The sequence below is a fragment of the Streptomyces sp. NBC_00038 genome, from assembly GCF_026343635.1.
GTDB lineage: Bacteria > Actinomycetota > Actinomycetes > Streptomycetales > Streptomycetaceae > Streptomyces.
Map to the genome: position 1 here is coordinate 3,041,407 of NZ_JAPELQ010000001.1, position 11,482 is coordinate 3,052,888.

Consider the following 11,482-nt stretch of genomic DNA (forward strand, 5'->3'; position numbering starts at 1 on the left):
GGGGGCGGCAGCCCCCAGGAACGGGACGGGAAGGGGCGGAGGGGGCGAAAAACCAAGGGGTGCACCCACCACCACCCCCCGCCGGGGTGCTCGGCCCAGTGACCCGCCCGACCCGGTCGGTGAGACTGGGCGCATGGATACGGAGAGCAGCCGGGTGCGGGCGCGAGCGCGGGACGTCGTCGTGGCGGGGGGACGGGGGCTCCTGGTCTGTGTGGTGGGGCTGGCCGGGTCGATCGCCCTGTTCGTGCTGGCGGTCGTGTCGATCGCGCTGGTCCCGATCGGCGTGGGGGTCGTCACGACACCGTGGGTGCTCACCGGCGTACGCGCCTTCGCGAACTGGCGGCGAGCGATCGCGGCGGAGTGGTGCGGCGTACGGATCCCGGCCACGTACCGGCCGATACCCAAGAAGGCCAACCCATGGGAACGCTGCTTCCGGATGCTCCGGGATCCGGCGACGTGGCGGGACCTGGCGTGGCTGCCGGTCGACATGACGGCCGGCTTCGTCACCGCGCTGCTCCCGGCCGTACTGCTGCTCTACCCCCTGGAGGGCTTCACGCTCCCGCTCGGCCTGTGGCGCGTCCTGACGGACTCGACGGGCGGCGACTGGTGGTACGGATTCGTGCCGGTCTCCGGACAGGGCACGGCGCTCCTCGCGGGCGCACTCGGCGCGGCGCTCCTCGCCGCCTCCTACTACCTCACCCCGCCCCTCCTGCGCGTCCACTTCCTGCTCACCCGCTCCGTGCTCGCCCCGGACGGGGGCGAACTCGCCGAGCGGGTACGCGTACTGACCGAGACCCGGCGCGACGCCGTCGACTCCTCGGCGTCCGAACTCAGGCGTATCGAGCGGGACTTGCACGACGGGGCACAGGCGCGGCTGGTCGCCATGGGGATGGATCTGGGGACCATCGAGGCGCTGGTCGAGAAGGACCCGGCGAAGGCGAAGGAGTTGCTGGCGCAGGCCCGCAAGTCCTCCGCCGAGGCGCTCACCGAGCTGCGGGATCTGGTGCGGGGCATCCATCCGCCCGTACTCGCGGAGCGCGGACTCGGCGACGCCGTACGGGCGTTGGCGCTGCGGCTGCCCCTCGCGAGCGAGGTGGACGTCGAGCTCGACGGCAGGCCCGGCGCGCCGGTGGAGTCCGCGGCGTACTTCGCCGTCAGCGAGGTGCTGACCAACGCGGTCAAGCACTCCGGCGCCGAGCGCGTGTGGGTGGACGTCCACCACAGGGACGGCATGCTGCGCATCGCGGTCACCGACAACGGCATGGGCGGCGCCCGGCTCGACGCGGGCTCCGGGCTCACCGGAGTCGACCGGCGACTGGGTACATTCGACGGCGTCCTGGCCGTCAGCAGCCCCGCGGGCGGTCCCACCATGGTCACCATGGAGATCCCTTGCGAGTTGTCCTAGCCGAAGACCTGTTCCTGCTGCGCGACGGACTGGTCCGGATGCTCGAGGCGTACGACTTCGAGATCGCCGCGGCGGTCGAGAGCGGGCCCGAACTCAGCCGGGCGCTGGCCGAGTTGGAGCCGGACGTCGCGGTGGTCGACGTACGGCTGCCGCCCTCGCACACGGACGAGGGGCTGCAGTGCGCCCTTGAGGCCCGCCGGAACCGGCCCGGGTTGCCGGTGCTCGTCCTGTCCCAGCACGTGGAGCAGTTGTACGCGCGGGAGTTGCTCGCCGACGGCACGGGCGGGATCGGCTATCTGCTCAAGGACCGGGTGTTCGACGCGGAGCATTTCATCGATGCCGTACGACGGGTCGCGGGAGGGGGTACGGCCATGGATCCGCAGGTGATCCAGCAGCTGCTGTCGCGGCGTTCGACCACCGACCAGCCGCTCGGACGGCTCACCCCGCGCGAGCTGGAGGTGCTGGAGCTGATGGCGCAAGGGCGCACGAACGCGGCGATCGCGGGTCAACTCGTGGTGACGGAACGGGCGATCGCGAAACACACCTCCAATATCTTCGCCAAACTGGGACTAGAGGTCTCGGATGACGACAACCGGCGCGTACTCGCGGTACTCGCCTATCTCGACCACGGACACCATTGACACCGTCGGCGGCGTTGACAGGTATTCAGCGGCGCTGAATATCATTCAGCGCTGTTACAAACCTGTTTTGGGAGATCAACTCCCGGAGAATCGGGGGCTTCTGCGCCCATTGTGACGGAATTGACCTCACGAACTTCTAAGATTTTCCAGGGTTTCTGAACACCCCACACGCCTCATGCGTATGGAATGGAGCCGCTTCACTCCTGTCGGGCGCCTCCGCTGCCCCGCAAGGAAGTCTGAGGAGTTCCATGGGACGCAATGCACGAAAACGACGTTCGCCACTGGCCGTTCGCGCTGTGGCCGCATCCGCGGCCCTCGCGATCGGGGGAGGCGGTCTGGTCTGGGCGAACTTCTACGCCTCGGCTCACGAGAAGAACACCACACAGAACAGCACCAAGGCCGCCGCCGCTCAGGTGGCCACGATCGACTGCCCCGATGTCGGTCAGCAGCTCACCGATGTACCCGACCAGGCGCGTGGGGAGGTCGACGGTGAACTGGCCACGCTGGACCAGCAGATAACCGAGGCCTACCAGCGTCTGGCCACCACCCGGGACGCGCAGACCCGGGACGCGAGCTTCGTCCAGAACGCGGTGCTCCAACCGCTGAAGGACCGGCGCGCGAACATCATCGACCGCATCCAGCTGGAGATCACCCGGGTCGGCGGTAACGCCCCGGACTCGCTGGACGGTCTCGCCCCCTGTACCGGACAGGCTGTGGAACAGCCGCAGACCAACGACGGTCAGGCCGGGGACGGCCAGAACGGCGACGGTCAGGACCAGGGCGGGGACGACCAGAACGCCGAGAGTCCCGCTCCCGGCGAGGACACCGGCGGGGACGACGCCGGTGAGGAGGCTCCCCCGGTCAACGGCGGTCAGGGCGGCAACGGCCCGTCGGCCGACGACTTCGTGGACATCACCACCGTCCAGGCCAACGCCCAGCTCGGCGTGGGCGCGAACGGTCTCCCCGCGAACGGGAGGTCCGGTTCGAAGGGCACCTTCACCACGAAGTGCGGCACCAACGGGAACGACAACCACAACACGGACAACGTGATCGTCGCCCCCGGTGTCACCAACGGCGCCCACCACCTGCACGACTACGTCGGCAACCAGAACAACGACGCTTTCGCGAGCGACGAGGACCTGGCCGCGGCCGACACCACCTGCCAGAACCAGGGCGACAAGTCCTCGTACTTCTGGCCGGTACTCCGTCTGCAGGACGGTACGCAGGACTTCGACCAGAACAACGCCGGTGGCGGCACCGAGGGCAACGTGGGCAAGATCCTGCAGCCCGTCAAGGCCCAGCTCAAGTTCGTCGGCAACAAGACGAGCAACGTCGTCGCGATGCCGACCGCCCTGCGCATCATCACCGGTGACGCGAAGGCCTTCATCAACGGCAACGCCAACGCCAACACGAACTGGAGCTGCACCGGCTTCGAGAACAAGGTGCAGCTGGAGGACAAGTACCCGATCTGCCCCGAGGGCAGTGACGTGGTGCGGACCACCAACTTCCAGAGCTGCTGGGACGGCCAGAACATCGACAGCGCCAACCACCGCACGCACGTGGCGTTCGTCCAGGCCGACGGCACCTGCGCCAACGGCTTCCAGGCGATCCCCCAGCTCCAGGTCCGTCTGGTCTACGACGTTCCCGCCCCGACCATCGAGAACGGCACGGTCGTGAACCCGTTCGCGGTCGACTCCTTCCCGGAGAACCTGCACAAGCCGATCACCGACCACAACGACTTCATCAACTTCTTCTCCACGAACACGATGAACAAGATGGTCAAGTGCATCAACACCGGCCAGAAGTGCACGTGATCCACTGAGGAACCTGAGGAACCACTGAAGAAGGCCGGCGGTGATTTCCACCGCCGGCCTTCGGCATTCCCCCCACCCTGCGCGGTCAGCCCGCGTGAGCGGAGTGCGTCGCGCCGTGTGTCGCACTGTGATCAGTGCCCACCTCCAGGGTCCCGCCGAGCTGGCCGCGCAGCGCCTTGACCACCTTCTGCTCGCCGACGGCGACCCACTTGCGGCCGACCAGGTAGAACCCGCCGTAGTCCTTGGCCCCGTTGATCCACTCGCGCTGGCCACGGTCGGTGGCGAAGGTCGCGAGGATGAACTTGCCGTCGGTGTTCTTGCAGGTGGCCTGGCGGATCTCGTCCGCGTCAGTGGTGAGGTTCGGGTCGCAGCCCGCCTCACTCGCGATGTGTTCCAGGCTGCCGGTCGCGGCGGCCGGCACCGCGTCGGTCGTGTCCTCGGTGGTGTCCTCGGCAGCGCAGCCGGTGAGCGCCAGCACCACCACGGCTCCGGCCACCGCGAGCTTCGGTCGCGTCAACCTCATACCTACGTACCTCCGTCTGTGTCGGCGCCCATGCCGCCGGGAGCCCTGTCGAACAAGGGCCCTTGCCCTGGATACGGCTCCCGCACGCCCAGCGCTCAAATCAGGAGCCCCGGTGGGCACACTATGACGATTGGGCACCTCCCACGCCCATAGGGCAGTGGGGGACGACGCGGCGGGTCTCCCCACGGTGATCAGCGTTCTCGCACCCCAACTGCCGCACTGTCAGCGGTCGGTGGCGAGCCATGCGCGGCTCCTGGCCGAGCCCGAGTAGCGGACGGCGGGTGACCAACCCCCGCGTCGCTCGTTTTGCGTGTGTGCAGTCACAGGATGTAGCCCCGCGCCCCGCACCCGCCTCAGGCCCGGTCGTCGACGTCGAGCAGGCCGAGGCCGCGCTCGTCGAGCACTATCCGCGACTGGTCCGGCTCGCCTATCTGGTGCTGCCGCCGAGCCTCGGCCGCAACCGCCGGGTGCTGACCGCACACGCCCTCACCCAGCGCGCGCTGCCCCGGGGCCGTACGTCCGGTGACGCGACGGTCATCCCGGCCCAGCAGACGGGCGGCGGCCGCGACGGCGACCCGGGCTACGCCTTCGTACGCCTCCAAGTGGTGCGTACGGCACTGGAGGCGGGCCTGCCGCTTGCACGGTGGGCGTGGCCGAAGCGGTCCCAGCTGCCGCCGCTGCTGCCCCAGGTGTGGGGGCTCAGGCTCTTCCCGCGTTCGGGCGGCGCCGACGAACTCGCCCTGGACCAGCGGCTGTCCGCGCTCTCCGGGCCCGCTCGCGCCGCGTACGTCCTGCGCGGCCTGGAGAAGCTGTCCGAGGCGGACGCACGGAAGGTGCTGACGGCGGCGGGCGTCGACGACCCGGGCGGGGCGCTCGCGGTGGCCGCCGGTGTGGAGGCGCAGGACTCACTGCTCGACTCCCCTGAGTTCGACCCCTGTTCGCTGCACGCACGGCCCACCGATCTGATGCGGCGCAGGCAGCACATGAAGGCCGCGCTCGCCGCCACCGCGGCCGTCGTGGTGTGCGGTGCGCTGCTCGGGCTGCCCGGCGACGGGTGGGGGCCCGACGGTGCCGCGGCGCCGCCGTACGCGCAGAACCCGGCGGCCCAGGCCGCCCTGGATCCGGCGCAGTTGACGATGGTGGCGGCGGGCGCCTGGCAGTCGTCCGCACGTACCGACTTCTCCGTGTGGCCCGCGCGCGGGAACCTCACCGGGGACAGCGCGCTGCTGCGGCGCGCGCTCGCCGTGTGGGCGCGACCCGGCGAGTCCGTGGCGGTCTCGGCGACCCCCGGCACCCCGTCCGGAGCGCCGCCCGGACCGCCGCAGCTCCTGTACGCGGGCGAGGTGGACCAGGCGCGCGTGGTGCTGCTCTACGACGGTCTGCGCGTCGCGCGGTACGCCGAGCCGACGGACGGCACGAACGGCGCGGCCCTCGACTTCGCCCGCGTCGACGGGGCGAGGGGAGCTGAGGCGGAGGCGGTGGTCCTCGGCCGGACCGACGGCAACGTCCGCTATCTGACGGCCCCTTGGGTGACCGAGGCCACCGAGCGGGACCTGATGAAACCGTCCTCCGGTGCGATGGACCTCACCCTCTCGGAAGACGGTGTCACCACCCCGCTGGCCAGCCCGGCCCAGCGGTCAGGCGCGTGCACCTCATGGAACGTGCTGCAACTGAAGGACAACTCCGGCACGCGCCTGCTGACCGACCTCGGCGAGCTGATCCCGGCGCACCTCACCTCGGGCCGTCCCTCGGCGTCCGGCGAGGCGTCCGGCGCCGAGGGGCTGCGGAACTGGGCGCCGTTCGCCTGCTCGCTGGCCTCCGTGCGCTCACAGGGCGTGCGGTCCGTGAACGCCTGGCAGTACGCGCGCCAGCAACTGCCCGACGCCGGCGGCAGCGCGACCTGGGTGTGCACGCGGGCCGACACCTGGCGGGGCGGCGGCACGCGCGTCCTCGCGCAGTTCCAGACGCCGGGCGGGGCGTACGGGGCGGTCGCCGCGAAGGCCGAGAACTCGCCCGCGTGCGGCTCCCGCGACCCCCATGTGCTGGCGGGCGTGCTGTGGAAGTCGGGTGCGGGGACCTGGTATCTCCTCGCGGCCGGCAGCAAGGACACCGCCTCGGTCAGCGCGAGCGGCGGGGTGACCGGTTCGGCGCAGGGCGCCCTGCTCGCCGTACGGACCAAGCAGGGGGCGCAGGCCGAGCTGAAGGGGAGCCTGGAGGACGGGCGGGACATCACCGGGCTGCGCTGAGGCTGTCCGCGACGTCTAGCTGACACACGCGTCAACAAGTCGGTGCACGGGGGTTCTCCCCGCGACTACCCGTCAGTACATTGACGGCATGTCTAACACCCGTGCCCGGCTGCCCCAGCCGGTGGACTCCGAGCGGATACCCCTGAAGGCGCGCAAGGTGTCGTTCTCCTGGGAGGACACGCCGTTGCACTGGGTGCCCGGCGATCCGTTCGCCACGCACACCATCAACGTGCTGCACCTGCTGCTGCCGGCCGGTGAGCGCTGGTTCGTGCATGTGTACAAGCAGGTGCTGCCGTACATCCGGGACGAGCGGCTGCGTGAGGACGTCATCGGGTTCATCGGCCAGGAGGCCATGCACGCGCAGGCGCACGACGAGGTACTCCCCCATCTCAGGGAACTCGGGCTCGACCCGACGCCGTACACCGCCCAGGTCGACTGGCTCTTCGAGAAGCTGCTCGGCGACCGGACGCTGCCGCCGGGCAGGGCCCGCAAGTGGTGGCTTATGGAGCGGGTCGCCATCATCGCGGCGATCGAGCACTACACCGCCTTTCTGGGCAACTGGGTGCTGAACGCGGAGGAGTTGGACCGGCGGGGCGCCGATCCGACCATGCTGGATCTGCTGCGCTGGCACGGCGCCGAGGAGGTCGAGCACCGGGCCGTGGCCTTCGAGCTGTTCATGCACGTCGACGGGGACTACCGGCGGCGCGCGCGGACTTGGGCGACCGCGTTCACGGCCCTCGTGTTCCTGTGGCAGCGCGGCGCGCGGTTCTTCATGGCGAACGACCCGACGCTGACGGCGGGCAGGGCGAGCTTCAAGGACTTCTACGTGAGCGGGAAGGCGGGAGTGCTGCCGTCGACCGGGGACATGCTCAAGTCCATACCGCGCTATCTCAGCCGGAGTTACCACCCCTCCCAGGAGGGGTCGACCGAGCAGGCCGTCTCCTATCTCGCCTCCTCCCCCGCGGCGCGGGCCGCGCTCGCCGCGGAGACGGGGGGCGCGTGATGCCCCGGCTCGGGACCGTCGCGGTGGTCGCGGGCGCCGCGCTGCTCGCCAGGCGGGCGATGCGCCGCCGTATCCAGGGCTCGCCGCTCTGGCCGCTGCCCGCCCTGGAGGAGCCGGTGTCCGGGCGGCCGCGGTCGCGTGCGCTGCGGCTGACGGTGCGCTCGTACGAGCCGGTCGCCGAGGGGGTCGTACAACTTCGCCTGGCAGGGCGGGACTTGCCGCGCTGGGAGCCCGGGGCGCATCTCGATCTGGTGCTGCCGTCGGGGCTTGTGCGGCAGTACTCGCTGTGCGGCGACCCGGCGGACACCTCGTCGTACACCGTCGCGACCCGGCTGGTCGAGGACGGGCGGGGCGGTTCGCGCGAGGTGCACGAGGGGGTGCGGGAGGGCGTGGAGCTGGAGGTGCGCGGGCCGCGCAATCGGTTCCCGCTCGTCGAGGCCCCGTCGTACGTCTTCGTCGCGGGCGGCATCGGGATCACCCCGGTGCTGCCGATGCTGCGGACCCTTCCCGACGGTGTGGAGTGGCGGTTGCTGTACTGCGGGCGGACGCGGGCCTCGATGCCGTTCCTGGAGGAGGTCGAGAAGCTGGGCGAGGGCCGGGTGACCGTCGTGGAGGGGCGGCCCGATCTCGGCGTCTTCTTCGCGGACGTGCCCGAGGGGGCCGCGGTCTACTGCTGCGGTCCGGACGGGCTGATGGCCGCCGTGGAGGAGCGGTTCCCCGCGGTCCATCTGGAACGGTTCGCGCCCCGCGCCGCCACCGGCGGCGCCTTCGAGGTCGAACTCCGGCGCAGCGGGCGGACGTTGGCGGTGCCGGCGGACTCGTCCGTACTGGCCGCCGTACGCGCTGAGCTGCCGAACACCGCGTACTCCTGCGAGCAGGGGTTCTGCGGGACCTGCCAACAGCGGGTCCTGGAAGGGGAGGTCGAGCACCGGGACGAACTGCTGACGGATGCGGAGCGTGGCGACTCGATGCTGATCTGTGTATCGCGGGCACGCGGTGGGAGGATCGTGCTGGACATGTGAACCGCCGAGGGCGGACCGGCCCGTTCCGGGCCGGATCCGATCGGTAAGGTGTTCGTATGACAACCGGGGTACGCCGCAGGATGGGTGTCGAGGAGCGGCGGCAGCAGCTGATCGGCGTCGCCCTCGAACTCTTCAGCCGACGCTCGCCCGAAGAGGTCTCCATCGACGAGATAGCCGCGGCCGCGGGCATCTCGCGACCGCTGGTCTACCACTACTTTCCCGGCAAACTCAGCCTGTACGAGGCGGCGTTGCAGCGCGCCTCGGACGATCTCGCGGGACGGTTCATGGTCCCCGAGGAGGGGTCGCTGGGCTCGCGGCTGCTGCGGGTGATGCATCGGTTCTTCGACTTCGTGGACGACCACGGGCCCGGTTTCGCGGCGCTGATGCGAGGCGGTCCGGCGGTCGGCTCGTCCACCACCAACGCGCTGGTCGACGGGGTGCGACAGGCCGCGTACATCCAGATCCTCTCGCACATGAATGTCGAGAACCCGCCCGCCCGGCTGGAGTTGGTGATCCGCTCATGGATCTCGCTCGTCGAGTCGACGGCGCTGATCTGGCTGGACGGACGGCGCATCCCGCGCGCCGAGCTGGAACGGCAGCTCGTGCACGACTTCGGGGCGCTGGCGGCGGTGAGTGCCGCCTACGACGAGGAACTGACCGAGCTGCTGCGCGAGTCGCTCAAGGGCGAGCCGGGCGACGGGCCGTTCAGCGACCTCGTCGTCCGGCTGATCGCGCTGGCGTCACCGCCGGCCGCGTAAGGGCTGCTACTCCTCGTACTTCCGGTACGACGGGTCGAGGTCGCGTACCTCGGCGGAGGCGTGGACCGCCGTGACCCCGTCCTCGGGCTCGATGTGCTTGCGCAGCAGGTCCAGTACGGCTTCGGTGAGCTGGGCCTTCGTCTCGTCGGTGCGGCCGGGGAGGAGGGCGAGCGTGACGTGCACGATGGCGGGCCCGCTTGTGCCTGTTACCGCCGCGTCTCCCACGACTTCGTCCTCGGTCCGCAGGACCCGCGTCTTGCACGCCTCGAGCCGCGCGGCCGCCACCTCGACGACAACCGGGTGCAGCGCGAGCGCGAAGGCGTTCCAGTCGACGTGATCGAGCCCTGGGGAGCGTTCGACGGTGATCTGCGGCATGGGCACTCCTGTTCTAGACGTATCCCGATCACCCTAGCCGCAGCGCAAGCAGCGCGATGTCGTCCTCCCGGTCGCGGCCGAAGGAGGCCAGGAGCGTGTCGCACAGGGCGTCCAGGCCGGGCAGGGCACCGGAGGCGGCCGCGCGGAGTTGCTCCATCGAGGCCGCGAGGTCGGTGCCCCGGGTCTCGATCAGGCCGTCGGTGATCATGAGGAGCCGGTCGGTGGGTTCGAGGAACAGCTCGGTGGGCGGCGGGTGGGGCAGGCCCACGCCGAGCAGCGGTCCGGCGGCCTTGGCGTAGTCGGCACTGCCGGAGTCCCGGATGATCAGCGGCGGGATGTGGCCCGCGTTGGCGATGCGGGTGCGTCCGGTGGCCGGGTCGATGAGGAGCAGGCAGACGGTGGCGGTGACGTCGGGGTGGTAGCGCTGGAGCATCCGGTCGAGGCGTTCGGCGAGCACGGCCGGGTCGCTCTCGTCGACGCAGTAGGCGCGCAGGGCGTGCCGGATCTCGACCATGACGGTGGCCGCCTCCAGCGAGTGCCCGACGACGTCGCCGACCGCGGCGAGCACGCCCTCGTCGGTGCGCAGGGCCGCGTAGAAGTCGCCGCCGATCTCGGTCTCCTGGGACGCGGGCACGTACCGGACCACGACGTCGAGGCCCGGCAGGTCGGGCAGCCGGTGCGGCTGGGGCAGGAAGCTGTGCTGGAGGGTGAGGGCGACGTGCCGCTCGACCTGGTACATGAGCAGCGGCTCGGCGGCGAGCGCGGTGGCCTCGGCGAGCCGGGCGACCAGGGCCTCGCCCTCGGGGTTCACCCGGCGCACCCCGCGGGTGGGTGTCGCGAGGCACACCGCGGCCCTGCCGTCCTGGATGGGGATCAGCGCCATCCGGGCGTCGTGCTGCACTTGTGGCCGGAAGAACCCGGCGGGCCACAGCGGCGCGGGCACCGTGGTGATCCGCACCCCGGCCTGCCCGCGGGTGAGCCGCCGGAGGAGACCGGCCACGGTCCGGTGGGCGCCCTCGTCCGGCATCGCGAGCGAGGTGCGGTCGCGTGAGGTGGCGCGGTACAGCTCGTCGTCCGGGCCGAGGACGAAGACGGCGGCGGGACCGCCGGTGAGCCGCGCGGTGCCCTCGGCGGCGGCGTCGGCGAGTTCCTGCGGTGAGCGTGCCGTCTGGATGGCGACGATCGTCTCCGCCAGCCGCGTCAGCCGCCGTGCCAGCGCCTGGTCGTCGGCCCGCAGCCGTGCGGCGCGCACCGCGGCCCGGACGACCGCGTCGATCTCCTCGGGCTCGGCGGGCACCGTCAGATACGCCTCGCCGCCCGCGTCAAGACCCTCGCACCGGTCGGCCGGGGCGACGGAGGCGGCCGAGAAGTGCACGACGGGCAGTCCGGCCATGTGCGGCCGGGCCTTGAGCCGGCGGCACAGCTCGAAGCCGCTCATGTCCGGCAGGCCCACATCTATGAGCGCCACGTCGGGCAGGGCGCCCTTGCGCAGCCGTACGTCGAGTTCGACGAGCGCCTCGGATCCGCTGGCCACCGGGACGACCTGGTAACCGGCGCGCCGCAGCACGGCACTCATGGCGTACCGGCTGGCCGCCACGTCGTCCACGACCAGCACGGTCGTATCTGTCCGCTTGCCGTTGACATCCATCTGCCAGCCTTTGGACACGCCGGTGGGGCAGACCGGGGTTCGGGGTC

At 71.0% G+C, this 11,482-nt stretch carries 10 protein-coding genes; 7 read left to right on the forward strand and 3 right to left on the reverse strand.

The features are described 5' to 3' along the window. The first annotated feature begins 133 nt into the window (after positions 1-133). The 3 genes from OG219_RS13965 to OG219_RS13975 all read left to right on the forward strand — a co-directional run bounded on the left by OG219_RS13965 (position 134) and on the right by OG219_RS13975 (position 3,860). Positions 134-1,405, forward strand: coding sequence for a sensor histidine kinase (locus OG219_RS13965; protein ID WP_266826383.1), 1,272 nt, complete (start codon positions 134-136; stop codon positions 1,403-1,405). Then, positions 1,390-2,046, forward strand: a complete 657-nt coding sequence (locus OG219_RS13970; protein ID WP_266826385.1) for a response regulator transcription factor — start codon at positions 1,390-1,392, stop codon at positions 2,044-2,046. The genes OG219_RS13965 and OG219_RS13970 overlap by 16 nt, the downstream gene beginning before the upstream one ends. Before the next feature lie 248 nt (positions 2,047-2,294). Beyond that, the gene (locus OG219_RS13975) at positions 2,295-3,860 is read left to right on the forward strand and encodes a DUF1996 domain-containing protein (RefSeq protein ID WP_266826387.1); all 1,566 of its coding nucleotides are present in this window, start codon (positions 2,295-2,297) and stop codon (positions 3,858-3,860) included. Between the two features lie 85 nt (positions 3,861-3,945). On the opposite strand, the gene OG219_RS13980 is transcribed toward OG219_RS13975, so the two are convergent. Beyond that, positions 3,946-4,383, reverse strand: a complete 438-nt coding sequence (locus tag OG219_RS13980) for a hypothetical protein (protein ID WP_266826389.1) — start codon at positions 4,381-4,383, stop codon at positions 3,946-3,948. A 314-nt stretch (positions 4,384-4,697) separates the two neighbouring features. Here OG219_RS13980 and OG219_RS13985 point away from each other — a divergent pair, with 314 nt between their 5' ends. From OG219_RS13985 to OG219_RS14000, 4 genes are all read left to right on the forward strand, one after another. Next, complete coding sequence (locus OG219_RS13985; RefSeq protein ID WP_266826391.1) at positions 4,698-6,629, forward strand: hypothetical protein; 1,932 nt, start codon at positions 4,698-4,700, stop codon at positions 6,627-6,629. An 88-nt stretch (positions 6,630-6,717) separates the two neighbouring features. Further along, the gene (locus OG219_RS13990) at positions 6,718-7,632 is read left to right on the forward strand and encodes a metal-dependent hydrolase (protein ID WP_266826393.1); all 915 of its coding nucleotides are present in this window, start codon (positions 6,718-6,720) and stop codon (positions 7,630-7,632) included. Then, positions 7,632-8,654: a PDR/VanB family oxidoreductase gene (locus OG219_RS13995; RefSeq protein ID WP_266826395.1), complete on the forward strand. Its 1,023-nt coding sequence runs from the start codon at positions 7,632-7,634 to the stop codon at positions 8,652-8,654. Before OG219_RS13990 ends, OG219_RS13995 begins: the two co-directional genes overlap by 1 nt. A 56-nt stretch (positions 8,655-8,710) precedes the next feature. Next, positions 8,711-9,412 (forward strand): TetR/AcrR family transcriptional regulator, encoded by a 702-nt coding sequence (locus OG219_RS14000; RefSeq protein WP_266826397.1) that lies wholly within the window; start codon positions 8,711-8,713, stop codon positions 9,410-9,412. A 6-nt stretch (positions 9,413-9,418) separates the two neighbouring features. Here OG219_RS14000 and OG219_RS14005 read toward each other — a convergent pair whose 3' ends face one another. Together OG219_RS14005 and OG219_RS14010 are read right to left on the reverse strand one after the other, a co-directional pair. Next, the gene (locus OG219_RS14005) at positions 9,419-9,787 is read right to left on the reverse strand and encodes a 5-carboxymethyl-2-hydroxymuconate Delta-isomerase (RefSeq protein WP_266826399.1); all 369 of its coding nucleotides are present in this window, start codon (positions 9,785-9,787) and stop codon (positions 9,419-9,421) included. A gap of 28 nt (positions 9,788-9,815) precedes the next feature. Beyond that, positions 9,816-11,435 carry a fused response regulator/phosphatase gene (locus OG219_RS14010; RefSeq protein WP_266826400.1) on the reverse strand — a complete coding sequence of 540 codons (1,620 nt, stop codon included), beginning with the start codon at positions 11,433-11,435 and terminating at the stop codon, positions 9,816-9,818. Between the last annotated feature and the right edge of the window lie 47 nt (positions 11,436-11,482).

Excerpts from the sequence above, each read along its gene's own strand:
- OG219_RS14010 (WP_266826400.1), bottom strand. The coding sequence starts at position 11,435 with ATGGATGTCAACGGCAAGCGGACAGATACGACCGTGCTGGTCGTGGAC.
- OG219_RS13965 (WP_266826383.1), top strand. The coding sequence starts at position 134 with ATGGATACGGAGAGCAGCCGGGTGCGGGCGCGAGCGCGGGACGTCGTC.
- OG219_RS13990 (WP_266826393.1), top strand. The coding sequence starts at position 6,718 with ATGTCTAACACCCGTGCCCGGCTGCCCCAGCCGGTGGACTCCGAGCGG.
- OG219_RS14000 (WP_266826397.1), top strand. The coding sequence starts at position 8,711 with ATGACAACCGGGGTACGCCGCAGGATGGGTGTCGAGGAGCGGCGGCAG.
- OG219_RS14005 (WP_266826399.1), bottom strand. The coding sequence starts at position 9,787 with ATGCCGCAGATCACCGTCGAACGCTCCCCAGGGCTCGATCACGTCGAC.
- OG219_RS13995 (WP_266826395.1), top strand. The coding sequence starts at position 7,632 with ATGCCCCGGCTCGGGACCGTCGCGGTGGTCGCGGGCGCCGCGCTGCTC.
- OG219_RS13975 (WP_266826387.1), top strand. The coding sequence starts at position 2,295 with ATGGGACGCAATGCACGAAAACGACGTTCGCCACTGGCCGTTCGCGCT.
- OG219_RS13980 (WP_266826389.1), bottom strand. The coding sequence starts at position 4,383 with ATGAGGTTGACGCGACCGAAGCTCGCGGTGGCCGGAGCCGTGGTGGTG.